Genomic DNA, 17,855 nt, shown 5'->3' with positions numbered 1-17,855 from the left:
TCGCCCCCGACGATGCGATGGTCAGAGAGCGGGAACAGCGACCTTGTCGAGCGCGCTGGTGAGCTGTTCCAGCCAGAGGTCCGGCCCATCCTCGACGATGGTGGAGGCAGCCTCCAGCACGAAGGAGCCACGAGCCAGTGTTGCATCGCCGACGGCAAAGATCGTGTCCGGCAGGCGGCCATGGAGCAGGCCGACATCCTCCGGGTTCACGCGCAGGATAGCGCTTTCCGCCTGATCGGCGAGCAGCTCGGCGGCCGCCTCGACCCGCCCGGCGAGGAGATCGCCGGCAATGCCGGTCTGGCCGATGAGCCCGCCGACGAGATGCAGCACCGTCTGGCGAAGCTGCCGCGCAATCCGTTCCCGATCGATCCGCTCGTCGGATTTCAGCGCGGCGGCAATCCCCTCGATCAGCGCGAGGTCGCGAGCGGCCGATGCCTCATATTCCGCGCGCGCAGCGGCATAGCCCGCGTCGAAGCCGGCCTGATGAGCTTCGACCAGAGGGTCGATCGCCGGCACTTCGGCCATGGCGGCAGCGACTGGATCCATCGCGGGCGGCTGTGCCGCTGCTTCGGGCTCTGGCACCGGCATGCCGTGCGGCTGCGATGAGGCAGAAAACGCCTCCTCGATCCGCGCGATCAGATCGCCGGGTGCAAAGCCGGCAGGCCGTTCGGCAAAGACCCGCTGCAGGCGAACCGCCGCATCGTCCTGGCGCGGCGCGAAGCCGGCGACGAACACATTGGCCGCTGCCCCCGACATGGCTGCCTCAGACATAATCGTCTTCGCCCCCACCCATCATGATCGTGCCGTCCTTGGCGAGCGTGCGGGCGATGGCGATGATCGCCTTCTGCGCATCGAGCACCTCGGACAGGCGCATCGGGCCGCGCGCTTCCATCTCGTCGCGGATGCCGTCCGCGGCGCGAGCGGACATGCAGCCGAGGAAGCGATTGCGCGCCGCCTCGTCCACGCCCTTCAGCGCGCGGGTCAGGATATCGCTGTCGATGTTGCGGATCAGCGTGCCCAGGTTCTTGTCGTCCATGTCGAGCAGGTTGTCGAAGACGAACATCGCCTCCTCGATCGCCCGCGCGGTTTCCTTGTCCAGCTTGAACAGCTTGGGCATCACCCGCTGCTCGGTCGCCTTGCGCGCGCCCTGCAGGATCTTCGCCGCCTCGCGCGTACCGCCCAGCTTCACCTGCGTGCCCTGCGCGGCGCTCACGGCGCGGCTGCCGATCATGGTCTTCAGCGTCTCGACCGCTTCCGGCGTGATCGGACCCAGCTTCGCGATACGATGCAGGATTTCGGGCTGCGCCGCATCGGGCAGCAGTTCCAGCACCTGCGCGCCGACTGCGGGATCGAGGTTGGCGATCAGCAGCGCGCAGACCTGCGGATGCTCCTTTTCGATCATCGCCGCGATGTCGGTCGCGTCCAGCCAATCGAGCAGCTCGATCTCGCACGCCGCTTCCGGCGGGGTAATGCGGGCAAGCACGCTCTCGGCCTTTTCCTGCCCAAGCGCGCGGTGCATCACCGCCTCGATCTTGGGCTTGGGGTCGAAGGTAATGCCGGTCCGCTCGCGCGCGCGGCCGACGAAATCGTCGAGTACGCCTTCGACGTCGGCTTCGCTGACGTCGGCAACGGTGTACATAGCACGGCCCAGCTCGCGCACCTCGTCGGGCTCCAGCTTCTGGAGGATCGCCGCGGCTTCCTCCTCGCCCACCAGCATCATCAGCACCGCGGCACGCTCGGTGCCGGTGAAGGTGCGAAGCGCGACTTCGCTCACTGCGCGGTCGCCTTCATCATGTCGCGCACCGCCAGCGCAGCGCGCGCCGGATTGTCGCGGGTGAAGCCACGCACCTTGCCGATGCGCTCATCGTAATTGCGGCTCGCCTCGATCTCGTCGAGTGTCACCGGCGGGGCGACGGCGATCTCAGCGCGAGCGGCCTCGCCCTCCTCGCCCGCGGCGGTGCCATCCGCGGCAAAGCCAAGCGCCGAGCGGCCCGGGGCCTCCGCCTCTTCCTTTTTCTTCATCAGCGCCTTGGCCAGCGGACGGACGCCGAGCAGCAGCACCAGCAGCGCGATAATCACCGCAGTCAGGTTGCGGGCGATGACCGGCATCCAGCTGTTGTCGTACCAGGCAGGACCGTCATTTGCCGCATCCGCCTCGCCGGCGAACTTGCGGCTGATTACCGTCACCTGATCGTTGCGGGCCTGATCATAACCAACGGCAGAGCGGACCAGCTCGGTGATCTGGTTGATCTCCATCGCGGTGCGCTTGCCCTTCTCCGGCTCGCGCAGCAGCACGGCGACGGACAGGCGCTTGACGCCGCCCGGCGCTGCACGCGTAACGGAGACTTCGCGGCCAAGATCGTAGGAGCGGGCGAACTGGTCCGACTGCTTGTTCGGGTTCGGCGCGGGGCCGCCGGCGACCGGCTGACCGGCCTGCGCAGCCTGCCCATTGGCGCCGGTCGCGGCCTGCGGCTGCTGAAGCGCGGCGGCGGGCGGCGGCGTGTTGCTGAGCGCACCGGGGATGCCGCCGGGCGCTTGTCCGTCCTGCGCCTGGTTGCCGGTCCAATTGCCGGTTTCGGCACGCAGCGCGCCTTCCTTGTCGTAGCTTTCGCGCGTTGCGGACGTTTCGTCCATGTTGACGTCGGCCTGAACCTCGGCCGTGAAGTTGCCGGCCCCGACGAGCGGCGTCAGCAGCTGGATCAGCTGCGTGCGATACTTTTCCTCGACCTGCTGTTGCAGGGCAATGCGCTGCTCTGTGCCGCTCTGCCCGGCGCCGCCCGGCTTGGAAAGGAGCCCACCCATCTGGTCGACGATCGTTACCGCTTCCGGCTTCATGCCCGGCACGGACGACGCAACGAGATTGATGATCGACTGCACCTGCGCTTCGCTCAGCGCACGGCCACCCTGCAGCTTCACCACAACGGAGGCGCTTGGCTGCGCATTGTCGCGCACGAACACGCTCGATTCCGGCATAGCCAGGTGCACGCGCGCCTCGGTGACGACGTCGATCTCCTGGATCGATCGTGCGAGCTCGGTCTCGCGTGCCTGGCGCAGTCGCTCGCCTTCCACGGCGCGGCTGACGCCCATCGGCAGCTGATCGAGGATCGCATAACCACCCGGCGCCGCCTTCGGCAGGCCCTGGCCGGCGAGCAGCAGGCGGGCGCGGGAATAATCCTCTTCGTTCACCGTCACGGCATCGGTCGCGTCATCGATCTGGCTGTCGATGCTGGCGGCGGACAGCGCCTGGGTGACGGCCGCCTTGTCGGCATCGGGCAGGCCCGAATAGAGCATCTTCTGCGGCGGCGTGGACAATGCCGACCATGCGAGGGCGGAGGCGCCGATGAGGCTGACCATCAGCGCCATCGGGCCCGCCTTGCGGACCGCAGGCTGCGCGAAGACACCCTGGATCTGCTTCAGCGGATTGGCGAAGCGTTCAGGGATCACGGCGTTCGAAGGGGCGAGTGCATTAGCCATATCAGACCGGCATGCTCATGATGTCCTTGTACGCGGACAGGATCTTGTTGCGGACTTGCAGCGTCGCTTCGAAGCCGACGGAGGCTTCCTGGCGGGCGAGCATCACCTTGGCGATATCCACCGTTTCGCCGCGTTCGTACGCTTCGGACAGGGCCGACGCTTTCTGCGACTGGTTGTTGACCGACTGAAGCGCCGTTTCCATCGTTGCGGCGAAGCTGCCCGCCTGCTGCGCACCCGACGCGGGCGCCGTGTCTGCCGCAGCCACCGTCGCGTTCGCCCGGCTCAGCGCAGCGTTACGTTCCAGGATCTGGGCACGCAGCGCCATCACCCGGTCGATCCCGCCTACACCTCCAACACCGCTCATGCCGTCAGTCTCCGATCATGCGGCGCAGCGATCTCTTCACCCTGCTCGCGCGCCTTCGCGAGACGGTAACGCAAGGTTCGTTCCGAAATGCCGAGGCGGCGGGCAGTTTCGATACGATTTCCGCCGCACGCCTTCAAAGTCTCGCGAATGGCGGCAAATTCTGAGAGCTGTACGACCGATCCCAGGGTCGCCGAACCGGGCGCGGCAGGCTCGTTGGCGAACACTGGCAGGCGCGGCGCGGCAGCCCGGTCGAAGACGATGTGCTCGGCCTCGATCGTATCCCCGCCACAGAACAGCAGCGCGCGCTGAATCACATTCTCCAGCTCACGCACATTGCCCGGCCAGTCGTGACCGCTGAGCTTGGCAATCGCCTCATGCGAGGGCCACGGCACGACTGCGCGAGAACCGGCGTGACGCAGGATCATGGTGGCAGCGAGCGCCGGCACATCCTGTGCGCGGTCAGCCAGCGCGCGCGTGGTCAGCGGAAAGACCGAAAGGCGATAGTAAAGGTCCGAGCGGAAGCGTCCGGCAGCAACCTCTTCCTGAAGATCGCGGTTGGCACAGGCCACCACGCGCACGTCGATCGGTACCGGATGCGTCGCGCCGATTGGCACCACTTCGCGCTCCTGAAGAACGCGCAGCAGCTTGGCCTGCAGCGGCAGCGGCATTTCGGCCACTTCATCAAGCACGATGGTTCCGCCATTGGCGGCGCGGAAGAAGCCGTCGCCTGCGGCAGACGCACCGGTGAAGCTGCCCTTCACATGGCCGAACAGCATTGCCTCCAGCATGGTTTCCGGCAGCGCTGCGCAATTGATGGCAATGAACGGTCCCTCACGCCGCGCCGAATTGCGATGGATCGCGCGGGCCAGCACTTCCTTGCCGGTGCCGGTCGGGCCGTTGATGAGCACGGTGATATCGGCCTCTGCCACCCGCTCGGCGAGCGCGAACAAGGCGAGGCTTTCGGGATCGGCGGCGGTCGGCAGCTCGGGCCCGCCGGCCAGTGCGCGAACAAAGGCGTTCCCGACTACGGAATCCGCATGATCAAACGTGAGACGAGCGGGCGCACCGTCGCGAAACGGCACCACCCTGCGCTCCCCACGGGCCAGCACCACCGTCCGCGACGGAACGGGCGATGCCTCCCCTTCTGCCACCAGCCACGCCGTATCAGCGTGCGGACGACCGGTTGGCGCCGTCATCGAGAAGCCTTGCGCCCGCAATGACGAGACCAACGCCACATGGGCATCAGCAACCGTTATGGATGGAACGATCGAGCGCATCTTTGATCCCTTACGAATGATTCAGTCCATATCGGTGCAGTGGTTAACGGCCTGTTTAACCGGCAGCCGGCCGGCCGGAATCTGCCGGTGGATTGCCGCACCAGCGCAATATGCGGACGCGCCTTCGTTCAGGATTTTCCATGCACAGGCAGCAACTTGCCGGCGGCCGGCAAATTCCGGCTAAATTTTGCCGGTTGCCGGCCGTTTGGGGTGGTGACGGATCGACGCCCGCAAGTGGGGCTTGCGGTTTCCGTCGAATCACTCGGAGATCGAAATGACCGTTATCGCCTCGAACACCTCGGCGTTGCGCGCCGCCAATGCCTCGACCAGCGCCAACAAGGCTCTCTCGACGGCGATGGAGCGCCTGTCGTCCGGCAAGCGCATCAACTCGGCGAAGGACGATGCGGCCGGCCTTGCCATCGCTAGCTCGATGACCGCGCAGATCAAGGGCATGAACCAGGGCATCCGCAATGCCAACGACGGCATTTCGATGGCGCAGACCGCCGAGGGCGCGCTGGACGAGGTGAGCAACATGCTCCAGCGCATGCGCGAGCTTGAGGTCCAGTCGAAGAACGGCACCTATCAGGACGAGGATCGCGTCAACATTCGCGCCGAGCAGAAGGCGCTGAAGGAGCAGATCAGCTCGGTCGTCACCGACACCGAGTTCAACGGCAAGAAGCTGTTCGACGCGGACGCGGCCACCGGCTTCAACATCCAGACCGGGGACACGTCGCTCACGCTGAAGTCGACGAACTTCGCGGCGACCGATTCCAAGCTGAAGGTCATTACCGACGAGACCTTTGCCGACAAGGACAACGTCTCCGACCTCGCAGCCTATGATGACGCGCTGAAGGAAGTGTCCAAGGCTCGTGCCGACCTCGGCGCGACGCAGAACCGGCTGGAAAGCTCGGTCAACAACATGACCTCCAACGCCACCAACCTGTCCGATGCGCGCAGCCGGATCGAGGACGCGGACTTCTCCGCCGAATCGACCAATCTCGCCAAGGCGCAGATCCTGAACCAGGCGTCGACCGCGATGCTGGCGCAGGCCAATCAGTCGCAGCAGGGCGTGCTTCGCCTGCTTGGCTAATCCACTGAACGGAGCCGGCGCCGCTTTCCTTGCGGGTGTCGGCTCCAGCGGCGCCGCCTGATCATTCGGGCGGAGGACAAGCCTCGGTGGCCGTGCGGCTGCCGGGGCTTTTTCCGTATTGTTGCCCGCCGCGCCCGATTGCCGCGAGCGCACGGCGCGTCCCAGCAACTTTTTGCTAAAGCCTGCGCCAACCCGGCCGTTTGCAGTGGCGGTATCCGGATCTTCGCCACGGGGGCGGTGCAGGATGCCGGATTATCGGAGAACATCAGTGACCGTTATCGGAAGCAACATCTCGTCGCTGCGCGCCAGCAACGCATCGACCAAGGCCCAGGACGCGCTGTCGACCGCCATGGAGCGCCTGTCGACCGGCAAGCGCATCAACTCGGCAAAGGACGACGCCGCCGGCCTCGCCATCTCCAGCTCGATGACCGCTCAGATCCGCGGCATGAACCAGGGCATCCGCAACGCCAATGACGGCATTTCGATGGCGCAGACCGCCGAAGGCGCGCTGGGCGAGGTGAGCAACATGCTCCAGCGCATGCGCGAACTGGGCGTTCAGGCGTTGAACGGCACCTACTCGGGCGACGACAAGAAGAACATCAAGGCGGAGATGGACCAGCTGTCGACCCAGATCACCGACGTTCTGGCCAACACCGAGTTCAACGGCCAGAAGCTGTTCAATGGCACTGCGGGCACCACCGGAACGGTGAAGATCCAGGCCGGCGCCACGTCTGACGACAGCATCGACCTGAAACTGGATACGCTGACCACCAACGCCGACATCATCGCCGTGGCGGGCGCCACCGCTTCCGCAATCGACGTCACCGCGGCTGCCTTCGCCAGCACCGATCTCAATAAGTTCGACAAGGCGCTTGCCGCCGTCTCCACGACCCGCGCCAACCTGGGCGCTACGCAGAACCGTCTGGAAAGCGCGGTGAACAACCTCACCAGCAACGCGACGAACCTGTCGGATGCGCGCAGCCGGATCGAGGATGCGGATTTCTCCGCAGAGTCCACCAATCTCGCCAAGGCGCAGATCCTCAGCCAGGCGTCCACCGCCATGCTGTCGCAGGCCAACCAGTCGCAGCAGGGCGTGCTGAAGCTGCTCGGCTGATCCCGCACCGCGGCTCCGGCCCCGCCCCCGCACAGGGGAACGGAGCCGATACGACACGACAGCCCCGGCGACCCCAGGTCGCCGGGGCTTTTCGCAAACAAAAACCGCTTAAGTCCTGCGCCGTTCGGCCGTTTGTTGGTGCGGATGGCATGGCCAACCGCCTGGGGGCGGCGGCCCGTCCAGATTATTCGGAGCCAGAAACATGACCGTCATCGGAAGCAACATCTCGTCGCTGCGCGCCAGCAACGCTTCAATCAAGGCGCAGGACGCGCTGTCGACCGCGATGGAGCGCCTCTCGACCGGCAAGCGCATCAATTCGGCAAAGGATGATGCTGCCGGCCTCGCTATTGCCAGCTCGATGACCTCGCAGATCCGCGGCATGAACCAGGGTATCCGCAACGCTAATGACGGCATCTCGCTGGCGCAGACCGCCGAGGGCGCGCTGGACGAGGTCAGCAACATGCTTCAGCGCATGCGCGAGCTTACCGTGCAGTCGCAGAACGGCACCTATTCGGCAGACGACAAGAAGAACATCTACGCCGAACAGAACGCGCTGGCAGACCAGATCCGCTCAGTAGTCAAGAACACCGAATTCAACGGCGAGGCGCTGTTCACCGGCGGCACCGGCAACGCGGCCAAGGAATTCTCGATCCAGGCCGGTGCGAATTCGGGCGACGACATCAAGATCAGCATCGACAAGCTGACGGCGACCACGGACAACGCCCTGGCCAACGTTGTTGATCTGGCCGCCACCGAAAAGGGCATGACTGGCGATTCAGATGCCACCGCGCCGGTCGTGCCGGATCTCGACGCCTTTGACGCTGCGCTGAAGCAGATTGCCACCGTTCGTGCGAACCTCGGTGCGTCGCAGAACCGGCTGGAAAGCGCGGTCAACAACCTGACCAGCAACGCGACCAACCTGGCCGACGCACGCAGCCGGATCGAGGACGCGGACTTCTCCGCGGAGTCCACCAACCTCGCCAAGGCCCAGATCCTCAGCCAGGCGTCGACGGCGATGCTGAGCCAGGCGAACCAGTCGCAGCAGGGCGTGCTGAAGCTCCTCGGCTAAGCGCCTCTGCGGCTCCGGCCCCGCCCCCGATCATCGGGTTGGAGCCGACACATCAAAGAGCCCCGGCAGCCTGACGGTTGCCGGGGCTCTTTTGCGATTAGCGATACGGGGCAGACGGCCGAAGCGAGTTCGACCGCCGCGCCGGCATCACGAACCTTCGGCCGCTCTCACGGCGGCCCCTTACGCCATTACATGCCGTTCAGCATTTCCAGATGGTGCTGGACCACCGGTGCAGTCTTGGCGGCCACGGCCTTCAGCGGCGCGGCGGTGCCGGACTGCGCGTAACCCTGGTGAAGCGCTAGCGCCTTCTGATGCGCCGCCTTCTGCTGCGTCACATACGCCTGATCGCGCGCCTCGCCGCGCGCTTGGCGGAGCTCGGCCACCATGCGCGACTGGTCCGCATCAAGTGCGGGCGGCGGCGGGGTAACGCCGGCCTGCTTGGCGGCCATCTTCACGTCGTTGGTGCTCTTGGTGTGATCGGTGATCATCATCTGAGCGAACTGACGGATCTTCTGGTTCTTGGTCGTTTCCAGAACGAGCTTGCTTGACGTGCGCTCGTAAAGGTCGCTCGCACCGGCTTTGGTGACGAAGTCAGAAGGCGACAATGCCTGCGCCGCGACCGGGCTGGCGATGATGACCGTGGCAGCGATGGCAAAACTCGACAGTGCTTTCACTTGCTTCCTCCTCCGTTTGACGCGCCCCAACGCGGGAATAACTTCCCGTGCCGGGGGTATGATTGCCGAACATAGGCGGAGCGCGCGAGTTCCCTGCGGGTGTTCATTCCTGATATAGATCAGGTACTTTCCACCAATTCGGGTGAAAGCACGCGATAGTCGATGGGTTTGAAGCTGCCGCCGTTGGAATCATAGGCTGAACAAGCGGTCAGGCCGATGATCAAGTCCATCGCGGCGCGAAACACTATCCTGTCGCCAGCCTTGCTGATCGGCGGCAGCACACGCAGCTTCCCAGTTTCCCCGTCGACCGGCACGTTCATGAAGCAATTGAACGCGCTCGGGATCATGTCCTCGGTAATCCCGTGCGGCGCGAGGGCGGCAGCGAGGTTGCCGAAACAGCCCCGGTGGAGAGGCTTGTCGGGATAGAAATGGCGAAACGTATCCAAACTGCACGGGGTAAGCAGAAAGTCGTGTCGCCCGACATCGTCTGCGACGATTTCCAGCATCGGCCGGGATCGGTTCGAATACAGGGTGTGGCCCGTGGTGAGATAGATGGTTTCCGCGTAATCGAACGTCCGCCCGGAGGAGATCGCCTCGCCGACGTCATTCGCGTTGAAGGCGAGCAGATCGGCCACCTGCACGCCCTTGGGATCGATCACTTCGAGCAGGGCGCCTGAGGGCAGGTGAAATGCCGTCCCGCTACGTTCGGGAATGCGAATGGGGTCAGTCATTCTGGCCTTGGTAGTGAAAGGGGCAGGTCCAGCCGTCATCCACGACGCGGCCGCTATATTGGCGGGCCTCGCTTGCCTCCCCGTGGCGGGCCAGCATCGGGTTGCGCGATCCCGCCAGCGCCTCGTCACGCACGAGGATCTTCTCGCGCATGCTTTCGTACAGGCCATCGGCACGCAGCCGTTCGAACTGGTCGTGCAGGTTAAAGACCAGCGCCGGCTTCGCGAAGCGGCGCGCCGGACGGCTGGCGTTGGGATGGAGACCGACGACGAAGAAGGCCTCGCCGCCGAAGCTCAGCGAGAAGTGAACATCGTCGGGATCGGGGCTGACGCGGGCGTCATATTCCTGGCCGCGCCATACATCCTTGTCCGACAAGGATTGGATCCGCGCCCATAGCGCGCGTTCGAATTCCGCCTCGCTCAAATTCTCCGGACCGTTGAAGACGACGGCATAGCTCCGGTAAAGCGCCGGCTCCTCGCGATAAGCGGCCGCGAAGCGCAACAGGCCGTCGTGAATCCGCAGATCGTCCCACCCGCTGTCGATGCGGTTGCAGGCCAGAACGCTCAACGTGCCCTTGGCGAGCGCCGCCTTGGCACCGACGCACGGAAAAAGCCGGTCCTGAACATGCACCTGCAACAGGCGCTCGAATCGGTCCTGGTCCTCGTGGCGCCAGGGGAATAATGGTGTGACAGGCGCAGGCATGGACCGATCCTACGCGCGGACAGCGTGGTCCGTTCCCGAGTTTCCGGTTGATCTGAGTTAATCGGCGCGGCGACAGGGCAGCGGTTCGGGCACCAAGGATCTCTCGTTCAAGGCCGACCGCCAGCGCTCAAACGCGCGCCATCGCCTTCTTCAGCTTGGCGTGCGCAGCGCTCTTGATCTGGCAGACCCGCGCAGCACCGACACCCAGCACCGCGCCAATTTCATCCAGGTTCAACTCCTCGACGTGATACAGCTGGATCACCAGCTGATCTCGCTCTGGCAGCGCGGCAATCGCGGCGATCAGGCGATCGCGCACCTGCCCTTCCGCCAGTTGCTCGAAGGCGCTGGGCTCGTCACTCGCAAACCAGGGCTGATCATCCGCATAGACCTCGTCAAGCGAATCGAACTGCATCGCCTCCGCCGTCGCATAATCAGCGCGCAGCTTTTCCACGCTGATCTCCAATCGGCCCGCAATCTCGCTTTCGGTCGGCGACCGACGCAGGTCATGGGTCAAAGCCTTGATGGCACCCTGATAAGCGCGACGGCGCTTGATCGCCCCGCGCGTCATCGCGGCGTGCCGGCGAAGCTCGTCGATCATGGCCCCGCGCACCCGCGTGGTGAGATATTGTTTGAACGTCGCTTGTCCGCGGTCCTCAAAGGTGCCGGCCGCTTCAACCAGAGCGACAAGCCCCACCTGCACGAGATCCTCGACCTCGACCGCGGTGGAGACGCTGCCATGCACATGCCAGGCGAGCCGGCGAACGAGCGGCAGGTGTTCACGGACCAGCGCGCCCTCTTCTCGCGCGCGGCTGCGCGGCGTGTAGGTGAGCGGCATCACCTGCTGGGCCTGCTGGAACTGGGCCTGCTGGAACTGGGCCTGCTGGGGCATCGCGCTCATGCTGCCACCGCCATCTGCGGCTGGCCCGCGCCGATTGCCGGGTGCGTATCATTCGCGCCGATCACGGCGACGACCTCGACGGCCTTGTCCTCGGGGACTTCGAAGAAGCTCATGACGGGGGTATCCGGCAGACAGGTTTTGACCAACTTGCGGATCGCGACGCGGATCGCGGGCTGCACGACGAGCGCAAAGGGCTTGGCCTCGGCGATCATCGGCTGGGCGGCGCGCTGCAGCGCATCGACGATGCGGCGGCCGAGTTCGGGCTCGACAACGTGGCGGCGCGACGGATCGGACCGCATTGCCTGGCCGAGCAGCCCTTCGAGGCCACCCTCCAGCGTCATCACGCGCAGCGGCTCGCGCACGCCGCACAGTTTCTGGATGATCAGCGGGCCCAGCTCCGGGCGGATCAACTCGACGATCTCCTCGGCATCCTGCGTGCGCTGCGCCACCGCCGCGATGGCGGCGGCGATGCGGCGGAATTCCTTGAGCGTGATGCCCTCGTTCAGCAGCGCCTTCAGCACGCTGGTCAGCGTGGTGAGCGACAAGGGCTGCGGCACCATCGAGGCGACGAGCTGCGGATTGCGCTCCTTCAGCCCGTCGAGCAGCGCCTGTACCTCGTCCGCGCCCAGCAAATCGGCGGCATTCTGGCCCAGCGCATGGTTGAGGTGAGTTGCGATCACCGTCCCGCTGTCGACCACCAGATAACCCGCGCCAGTGGCGGCATCGGCATCGCCCGGCGCGATCCAGGTCGCGTCGAGGCCGAAGGTCGGATCCTTCGCCTTCTTGCCCTGCAGCTCGCCGAAGCCGGTGCCGGTGTCCAGCGCCAGCATCTCGTCCGGCGACACTTGGTCCTCGCCGACGACGACGCCGCCCACGAGCAGGCGATAGGTGTAAGGCGCCAGATTGATGTCGTCGCGCACCTTCACCTGCGGCACGACGAAGCCGAGTTCCTTCGACAGCTGCCGCCGCACGCCGGTGATCCGGCCCATCAGCGGCGCGCCCTTGCGCTCGTCGACCAGCGGCACGAGGCCATAGCCGATGTCGAGGTTGACCATCATGCCGTCGGTCACTTCCTCCCAGCCGATGCGCGACTGGTCGACCGGCTCGGGCGCGGCGACCTCCTCGACCGGCGCGGGGCGCTGCGCGATCTTGTGGAGCTTCCACGCGGTGAAGCCGGCAATCGCGGCGGCGGGCAGCAGGATCAGGTGCGGCATGCCCGGCATGACGCCCAGCAGCCCCAGGATGCCGGCCACCGGCGTCCAGGTGCGCGGGGATCCGAACTGGCTGCCGATCTGGCCGGCGAGGTCCTTCTCGCTCGACACGCGCGTCACGATCGCGGCGGCGGCGATCGACAGCATCAGCGCCGGCAGCTGCGCGACCAGCGCATCGCCGATCGCGAGCAGCGTATAGGTCTTGGCCGCTTCGGCGATCGACAGCCCGTGGCTCACCGGCCCCAGGATCAGCCCGCCGATGATGTTCGCCGCCAGGATCAGGATCGCGGCGATCGCATCGCCCTTCACGAATTTCGACGAACCATCCATCGAGCCGTAGAAATCGGCTTCGGTCGCCACTTCGACACGGCGCTTCTTGGCTTCGTCGGGCGTCATCAGGCCGGCGTTGAGATCGGCGTCGATCGCCATCTGCTTGCCCGGCAATGCGTCGAGCGTGAAGCGCGCCGACACTTCGGACACGCGGCCTGCGCCCTTCGTCACCACGATCAGGTTGATGATCATCAGGATCGCGAAGACGAAGATGCCGACGATATAGTCGCCGCCGATCAGGAAGCTGCCGAACGCCTCGATGACATGGCCGGCCGCCGCCTCGCCCTCGTGCCCATGCACCAGCACGACGCGCGTCGAGGCGACGTTGAGGCCGAGGCGAAACAGCGTCGCGAACAGCAGCACCGTCGGAAAGGACGAGAAGTCGAGCGGCTTTTGCGCGTTCAGCGCGACCATCAGCACGGCCAAGCTGATCGCGATATTGGCGACAAAGAAGATGTCGAGCAGGAAGGCCGGGATCGGCACGACCATCACGAGCACCAGCAGCAGGATCGCACCGGGCAGCGCGGCCTGGCGCGAGTTGGCGAGGAGCTTCACTGGATCAGCCCCCCATGCTCGCGAGCATCATATACGCCAGCCGGGCATTGTCGGGTGACGGGCGGAGCAGATTGGCCGCCTGCGCCGATGCCTGATTGGCGGTCCGCCCCATGGCGGCATTGGCCCAGGTCATCGCGTCGGACGCCGACTGGTTCGCGCCGGTGATCACCGTCGCGCCCTCCATGTCGAGCATCTGGGCGGCAAATTGCAGACGCGGCAACGAATTGCCGGCATTGCCGGTGCTGCCGGCAGAACCTGCGCCATCCCCCAGCTTGGCGCCGAACCGCTCGTACACCTCGCTCAGCGAACGGGCGGAGCCATCGCGGTTGAAGAACACGTTGCGGTTCGCACCCGCTGCGGCCGGGAACATGCTTGCGGCGGAACGGTCGGGCGACGCCTGCATCGCCTTCAGGAATTGCTTGGCGCCGCCCAGCCCCAGGAAATGCGCCATGTAGAGGTCGGTGCCGGTCACGTCGCGGCCAAGGCTCGCCTCCAGCGCATCCTTGTTGTCGGACGCATGCTCGGCGGCCATCAGCGATGCTGCCTCGGGGTTGTTGCGAAGATCCAGGATCGCACGGCGCAGGCCGGGATCGCTCACCGTCAGGCGACCCGCCGAATTGCGCTGGATACCGTCGGCAGCCCAGCCCATGCCGTGTTCCGCGCCATGGTTCTTGACCACCGCGAGCCAGCTCTGCTCGATGAATTGATAGAGGCCGCTGGCAGACGAGGTGCGCGCGCGTGCAGTCGCGTTGAAGCCGCTTTCGACCTTCGCCTGACCCACCAGATAGTCGAAGTCGATCCCGGTCTTGGCGGCTGCCCGCTGGATCGCGGACTGCACCCGGCCAGCGGCATTGTAGATGGCGTTGACGGTCATCGTTGCTGAGGCACTTCCCTGTTCTCAGGGCGTGATCAGCAAGGAGTGTGCCAGATCAGGCGGCGGGATAGTGCAGCGGCCGCCGAGGATGGGGACGGCGCAGTTCAGGCAAGAACGGCGTTCAGGGCATCAACGACGTGCGCGCGCAATCAGGCGTAGGCGACGGCCCCCGGGCGATAGGCGTTGCCGCCCTCACCGGTCAGAAGCTGCAGGCGGCGGCGAACGTTTGCCGCCATCAGGTTCACGTAGATCCGGCAGGTTTCGTTCAGGCGGTTCGCTTCGTCGGCCAGTTCGCGCAGCTCCGGCCCAGCCGGCCCTTCCCCCAGGCCGCGGAGCGTGTCGATCGCTACCAGCTTGGCCGAAGTGGCCTTTTCCAGACCGACAACGTCATTGGCCTTCAACGCCGCAATTTCATGGTGGAGCGTATCGATCACGCGGATCAGGGCATCACGCCTTGTCATGCGACATCCATTCGTAGCGTGCCGCGATCAGCGCGTCCGCGATCGTGGCCGGAGAAAGAGGAAAATTGCCGTTGGCGATGGCCTGCTTGATCATCTCCACCCGGGCGGTGTCGACCGGCGCCGAGGCGGAAAGCTGCGCCGCGACGGTCGGCGCCTGCGTCGCCCGCGCTTGCTCCGTCACCGTCGCCGGGGCCTTGGCCGTCCCGACACGGGTTACCCCTCCAACCTTCCGATCCAAGGGCCTTGGCCCGATTGAGTCGACCATAACTACACCTGCTGCGCCTCGATCCCGCCGGGTTAAACGGCCGGGGCACGCAGGGCTTTAGTACTTTTTTCACTCCACCCATCCCGGCAGAGTCGCACGGCCGGGAGCGAGCGCCACCGCCTGCACCGGCATCTTGCCACCATCGACGCGCACCATCAGCCGCTGGCCCGCCGCGGCGTCTGCCATGGCGACGCCTTCGCGGGTGATGGAAAACCCGTCGGATCCCGCCTCGATGACCAGCGGATCGCCGCGCTTGATGATCTTCTCGGCAGCCATGCTGGCCGCCGCCGGGGCGGCAGGCGGGCGCGCAACGGATGCGGATTGCGCGGGCATCCGGATGGGCACGAACAGGCGCCACTCCGGCCCGGCGCAGGACACGACCACCGCATCATGCGCGTCGGTGCGCCACGACAGGGCAACGGTGGGGCATTGCTTCAGCCGCAGCCGCGGGTCGATCGCGGCGCGCGCACCACCATCCTCACCGATCGGCCGACCAGTAAAGGCAGCCACGGCCCTGTCGAGCGCGGCGGTGTCCTGATGAGCGACGGCGGCGAGCGCCAGGGCGAACGCGATCACTTCTTCTCTCCGGTAAACGCGATGGTGACGACCGCCTGCCGGCGCGAGGGCGGCTCGGCGGTTTGTATAAGCAGGCGACGGCCCGGGACGACGGGCGCCAGGGCGGCGGCGACGGCCCGGGCGCGATCCGCAGCCAGCACGGCGGCGCTGCCGGTACCGGGATCGACATCGCGGGCGGTGCCGTCGACAGACGCCGTTACGCGGAGCGACACGCGCGGATCGCTGACCGCCTCCCGTGCCCAGGCACGGAGAGCCTCGACCGATTTCGGAAGAACCGCTGAACCCGGCGCGAAGTCGAACACGCCGGCTGCGGCTACCGCCAGCGGATCGGGCGCCATGGCTTGGGGCGCCGCGCCAAAGCCGGCGCGAATGCCATCCGCGAGAGCTTTGCGGTCAAGCGACTGGTTCGCCTGAAGCAGCACAAAGAAGCCGACCAGCAGCAAGGCGAGATCGGCAAGAGTCACCAGCCACAGCGGGCGACCCTGCGGCGATGCTGGAAACTCGTCGGCGTACGTCATGCCGCCTCGCTGGCGCCGTGCCATGAGCGGACAACGGTGCCACGGGGCTGCTCACGCGCCGCAAGCGCAACCAGTGGCTCCTCCAGCCGCCGACGCTCGAACGCCTCGACGCGCGCGGCGGCGCGCAGCCTGCTCGCCACCGGCATGGCCACCAGATTGGCGAGCAGCGCACCGTAAAGCGTCGCCAGGAGCGCAACCGCCATCGCTCCGCCGATCGCCTGCGGGTCGGTCATCTGGACGAACATGGCGACCAGGCCGACAAGGGTGCCCACCATGCCCATCGCCGGGGCTGCCTCAGCCATGCCGGCCCATACGTCCGCGGCCGCGCAGTGGCGCTCGATCCGGGCCTGACGCAGGTACCGCAAGCGACTTTCCACCGCGTCCGGCCCGTGGCCATCGACGATGTCGGCGATCGCGGCGGCAACATCGGGATCGGCAATCACCGACTTATCGAGCGCCACCGGGCCATGACGGCGGGCGATGCGGCCGAAGGCGGCGATCTGCTCCAGCAGCGGATCGGCAGCAAACCGGCGGCGCGGCAACGTGCGAAGGGCGAGAAGCGCACGGGCGAGATCGCCTGCCGATGTTCGCAGCACGGCGGACGCGATGGTGCCACCGCCGACCAGGGCAAGCGCATAGGGATCGAGAAAGGTCTCGAGGTTCATGCGCACCCCTACGCAAGCGGCGGGCCATTTTGATCATCGGGCCGGTGCGCCGCCCTGATCCGGGTTGCTGCCGGAGTCAGGCAAAACTGCGAGCGGCAATGCTGCCACCCCGGCACCCCGGCAAGATTGCCGGCCGCCCGGCAAATCCTTGCCGCCGCACTCTGCCAGCCTCGCGCCAGCCGCCTGTTGCGACAGGTTGGCACACAGCTTGCGGAGTAACTCGCGCACAGGCTCGTGCAGGAGATTTCAGGCCAATGGCCAACGGCAGTCTTTTCGGGGTTCACGGCGCGGCGCTTGAGGTGCGGGCGCAGCGGATGAACCTGCTCGCCTCCAATATCGCCAATGCCTCGACGCCAAACTTCAAGGCGAAGGACATCGATTTCACTCAGGCGCTCGCCTCGGTGGAGCGGCAGGGCGGCATCGAACAGGCGACGCTGTACCGCACACCGGACTCGCCCTCGATGGACGGCAACACGGTGGAGCTCAGCAAGGAGCAGACCGCCTTCGCCGAAAACGCCGTCCAGTATCAGACGACGCTGTCGTTCCTGAACGGCCGCATCAACCAGCTCACCCGCGCGCTGAAGGGAGAATAACCCATGGCGAACCAACCCCTATCGATCTTCCAGGTCGCGGGCCGCGCCATGTCGGCGCAGCTCGTGCGGATGAACACGACCGCCTCCAACCTCGCCAATGCCGGCGCGGTGACCGGCTCGTCGGAAACCGCCTATCGCAGCATCAAGCCGGTGTTCCGTACGCAGTTCGACCAGGCGAGCGGCATGGCCACCGTCAACGTGGAGCGCGTCGTCACCGCCGGTGAGGACCCGATCAAGATCCGCGATCCGAACAACCCGATGGCTGATGCCGACGGCTTTGTTTACCAGTCGGCGGTCGATGAAACGCGCGAGCTGGTCGACATGATGGAGACCGCACGCAGCTATCAGAACAACGTCGAGGTGATGAACACCGCCAAGTCGTTGATCGTCGACACGCTGAAGCTGGGGCGCTGATA

At 66.0% G+C, this 17,855-nt stretch carries 21 protein-coding genes; 5 read left to right on the top strand and 16 right to left on the bottom strand.

Features of this window, described 5'->3' with window-relative positions; translation table 11 throughout:
- Positions 1-21: 21 nt before the first annotated feature.
- Genes LK535_RS07735 through LK535_RS07715 form a run of 5 tightly spaced genes read right to left on the bottom strand, consistent with a single transcriptional unit; the run spans position 22 to position 5,115 of the window.
- Positions 22-771: a FliH/SctL family protein gene (locus LK535_RS07735; RefSeq protein ID WP_227771329.1), complete on the bottom strand. Its 750-nt coding sequence runs from the start codon at positions 769-771 to the stop codon at positions 22-24.
- Positions 764-1,774, bottom strand: coding sequence for a flagellar motor switch protein FliG (gene fliG / locus LK535_RS07730; RefSeq protein ID WP_227771328.1), 1,011 nt, complete (start codon positions 1,772-1,774; stop codon positions 764-766). Before fliG ends, LK535_RS07735 begins: the two co-directional genes overlap by 8 nt.
- A complete protein-coding gene (fliF, locus tag LK535_RS07725; protein WP_227771327.1) occupies positions 1,771-3,474 on the bottom strand; it encodes a flagellar basal-body MS-ring/collar protein FliF in 1,704 nt (567 codons plus the stop codon). Before fliF ends, fliG begins: the two co-directional genes overlap by 4 nt.
- Before the next feature lies 1 nt (position 3,475).
- Complete coding sequence (gene fliE / locus LK535_RS07720) at positions 3,476-3,838, bottom strand: flagellar hook-basal body complex protein FliE (RefSeq protein ID WP_227771326.1); 363 nt, start codon at positions 3,836-3,838, stop codon at positions 3,476-3,478.
- On the bottom strand, positions 3,835-5,115 hold the full coding sequence (locus tag LK535_RS07715; RefSeq protein ID WP_227771325.1) for a sigma-54 interaction domain-containing protein: 1,281 nt from the start codon (positions 5,113-5,115) through the stop codon (positions 3,835-3,837). The genes fliE and LK535_RS07715 overlap by 4 nt, the downstream gene beginning before the upstream one ends.
- A 274-nt stretch (positions 5,116-5,389) precedes the next feature.
- On the opposite strand from LK535_RS07715, the gene LK535_RS07710 reads away from it, so the two are divergent.
- The 3 genes from LK535_RS07710 to LK535_RS07700 all read left to right on the top strand — a co-directional run bounded on the left by LK535_RS07710 (position 5,390) and on the right by LK535_RS07700 (position 8,388).
- Complete coding sequence (locus tag LK535_RS07710) at positions 5,390-6,205, top strand: flagellin (RefSeq protein WP_227771324.1); 816 nt, start codon at positions 5,390-5,392, stop codon at positions 6,203-6,205.
- 268 nt (positions 6,206-6,473) lie between these two features.
- Positions 6,474-7,319 carry a flagellin gene (locus LK535_RS07705; protein WP_227771323.1) on the top strand — a complete coding sequence of 282 codons (846 nt, stop codon included), beginning with the start codon at positions 6,474-6,476 and terminating at the stop codon, positions 7,317-7,319.
- Between the two features lie 202 nt (positions 7,320-7,521).
- Positions 7,522-8,388 carry a flagellin gene (locus tag LK535_RS07700; RefSeq protein WP_227771322.1) on the top strand — a complete coding sequence of 289 codons (867 nt, stop codon included), beginning with the start codon at positions 7,522-7,524 and terminating at the stop codon, positions 8,386-8,388.
- Positions 8,389-8,576: 188 nt separating this feature from the next.
- On the opposite strand, the gene LK535_RS07695 is transcribed toward LK535_RS07700, so the two are convergent.
- The 11 genes from LK535_RS07695 to LK535_RS07645 form a co-directional block, all read right to left on the bottom strand.
- The gene (locus LK535_RS07695) at positions 8,577-9,062 is read right to left on the bottom strand and encodes a DUF4142 domain-containing protein (RefSeq protein ID WP_227771321.1); all 486 of its coding nucleotides are present in this window, start codon (positions 9,060-9,062) and stop codon (positions 8,577-8,579) included.
- Positions 9,063-9,181: 119 nt separating this feature from the next.
- Positions 9,182-9,793 (bottom strand): DUF1989 domain-containing protein, encoded by a 612-nt coding sequence (locus tag LK535_RS07690; protein WP_227771320.1) that lies wholly within the window; start codon positions 9,791-9,793, stop codon positions 9,182-9,184.
- The gene (gntA, locus tag LK535_RS07685; RefSeq protein ID WP_227771319.1) at positions 9,786-10,493 is read right to left on the bottom strand and encodes a guanitoxin biosynthesis heme-dependent pre-guanitoxin N-hydroxylase GntA; all 708 of its coding nucleotides are present in this window, start codon (positions 10,491-10,493) and stop codon (positions 9,786-9,788) included. Before gntA ends, LK535_RS07690 begins: the two co-directional genes overlap by 8 nt.
- A 127-nt stretch (positions 10,494-10,620) precedes the next feature.
- Positions 10,621-11,391, bottom strand: a complete 771-nt coding sequence (locus tag LK535_RS07680) for a sigma-70 family RNA polymerase sigma factor (RefSeq protein WP_227771318.1) — start codon at positions 11,389-11,391, stop codon at positions 10,621-10,623.
- Positions 11,388-13,487 carry a flagellar biosynthesis protein FlhA gene (gene flhA / locus LK535_RS07675; RefSeq protein ID WP_227771317.1) on the bottom strand — a complete coding sequence of 700 codons (2,100 nt, stop codon included), beginning with the start codon at positions 13,485-13,487 and terminating at the stop codon, positions 11,388-11,390. Before flhA ends, LK535_RS07680 begins: the two co-directional genes overlap by 4 nt.
- Positions 13,488-13,491: 4 nt before the next feature.
- Positions 13,492-14,361, bottom strand: coding sequence for a lytic transglycosylase domain-containing protein (locus LK535_RS07670; protein ID WP_227771316.1), 870 nt, complete (start codon positions 14,359-14,361; stop codon positions 13,492-13,494).
- A 149-nt stretch (positions 14,362-14,510) separates the two neighbouring features.
- Entirely contained in the window at positions 14,511-14,822 is a 312-nt protein-coding gene (locus LK535_RS07665) for a flagellar protein FlgN (RefSeq protein ID WP_227771315.1), read from the bottom strand.
- On the bottom strand, positions 14,809-15,060 hold the full coding sequence (gene flgM, locus LK535_RS07660; RefSeq protein WP_227771314.1) for a flagellar biosynthesis anti-sigma factor FlgM: 252 nt from the start codon (positions 15,058-15,060) through the stop codon (positions 14,809-14,811). Before flgM ends, LK535_RS07665 begins: the two co-directional genes overlap by 14 nt.
- A 96-nt stretch (positions 15,061-15,156) precedes the next feature.
- The gene (locus LK535_RS07655) at positions 15,157-15,663 is read right to left on the bottom strand and encodes a flagella basal body P-ring formation protein FlgA (RefSeq protein ID WP_227771313.1); all 507 of its coding nucleotides are present in this window, start codon (positions 15,661-15,663) and stop codon (positions 15,157-15,159) included.
- Positions 15,660-16,181, bottom strand: coding sequence for a flagellar motor protein MotB (locus LK535_RS07650; protein WP_227771312.1), 522 nt, complete (start codon positions 16,179-16,181; stop codon positions 15,660-15,662). The genes LK535_RS07655 and LK535_RS07650 overlap by 4 nt, the downstream gene beginning before the upstream one ends.
- Positions 16,178-16,846 (bottom strand): motility protein A, encoded by a 669-nt coding sequence (locus LK535_RS07645; RefSeq protein ID WP_227771311.1) that lies wholly within the window; start codon positions 16,844-16,846, stop codon positions 16,178-16,180. Before LK535_RS07645 ends, LK535_RS07650 begins: the two co-directional genes overlap by 4 nt.
- Positions 16,847-17,100: 254 nt before the next feature.
- Between LK535_RS07645 and LK535_RS07640 the strand changes: the two genes are divergently transcribed.
- Both LK535_RS07640 and flgC read left to right on the top strand, forming a co-directional pair.
- Entirely contained in the window at positions 17,101-17,439 is a 339-nt protein-coding gene (locus LK535_RS07640) for a flagellar basal body rod protein FlgB (protein WP_227771310.1), read from the top strand.
- A gap of 3 nt (positions 17,440-17,442) precedes the next feature.
- A complete protein-coding gene (flgC, locus tag LK535_RS07635; RefSeq protein WP_227771309.1) occupies positions 17,443-17,853 on the top strand; it encodes a flagellar basal body rod protein FlgC in 411 nt (136 codons plus the stop codon).
- The last annotated feature ends 2 nt before the right edge of the window (positions 17,854-17,855 follow it).

Origin of the sequence: Sphingomonas sp. IC4-52, from assembly GCF_020707225.1 — a bacterium.
Lineage (GTDB): Bacteria > Pseudomonadota > Alphaproteobacteria > Sphingomonadales > Sphingomonadaceae > Sphingomonas.
This window is presented reverse-complemented; position numbering and strand designations above follow the sequence as displayed.

Coding starts and splice junctions, on each gene's coding strand:
- LK535_RS07735 (WP_227771329.1), bottom strand. CDS start 771: ATGTCTGAGGCAGCCATGTCGGGGGCAGCGGCCAATGTGTTCGTCGCC.
- fliF (WP_227771327.1), bottom strand. CDS start 3,474: ATGGCTAATGCACTCGCCCCTTCGAACGCCGTGATCCCTGAACGCTTC.
- fliE (WP_227771326.1), bottom strand. CDS start 3,838: ATGAGCGGTGTTGGAGGTGTAGGCGGGATCGACCGGGTGATGGCGCTG.
- LK535_RS07715 (WP_227771325.1), bottom strand. CDS start 5,115: ATGCGCTCGATCGTTCCATCCATAACGGTTGCTGATGCCCATGTGGCG.
- LK535_RS07710 (WP_227771324.1), top strand. CDS start 5,390: ATGACCGTTATCGCCTCGAACACCTCGGCGTTGCGCGCCGCCAATGCC.
- LK535_RS07700 (WP_227771322.1), top strand. CDS start 7,522: ATGACCGTCATCGGAAGCAACATCTCGTCGCTGCGCGCCAGCAACGCT.
- LK535_RS07690 (WP_227771320.1), bottom strand. CDS start 9,793: ATGACTGACCCCATTCGCATTCCCGAACGTAGCGGGACGGCATTTCAC.
- gntA (WP_227771319.1), bottom strand. CDS start 10,493: ATGCCTGCGCCTGTCACACCATTATTCCCCTGGCGCCACGAGGACCAG.
- LK535_RS07680 (WP_227771318.1), bottom strand. CDS start 11,391: ATGAGCGCGATGCCCCAGCAGGCCCAGTTCCAGCAGGCCCAGTTCCAG.
- LK535_RS07670 (WP_227771316.1), bottom strand. CDS start 14,361: ATGACCGTCAACGCCATCTACAATGCCGCTGGCCGGGTGCAGTCCGCG.
- LK535_RS07665 (WP_227771315.1), bottom strand. CDS start 14,822: ATGACAAGGCGTGATGCCCTGATCCGCGTGATCGATACGCTCCACCAT.
- LK535_RS07650 (WP_227771312.1), bottom strand. CDS start 16,181: ATGACGTACGCCGACGAGTTTCCAGCATCGCCGCAGGGTCGCCCGCTG.
- LK535_RS07645 (WP_227771311.1), bottom strand. CDS start 16,846: ATGAACCTCGAGACCTTTCTCGATCCCTATGCGCTTGCCCTGGTCGGC.
- LK535_RS07640 (WP_227771310.1), top strand. CDS start 17,101: ATGGCCAACGGCAGTCTTTTCGGGGTTCACGGCGCGGCGCTTGAGGTG.
- flgC (WP_227771309.1), top strand. CDS start 17,443: ATGGCGAACCAACCCCTATCGATCTTCCAGGTCGCGGGCCGCGCCATG.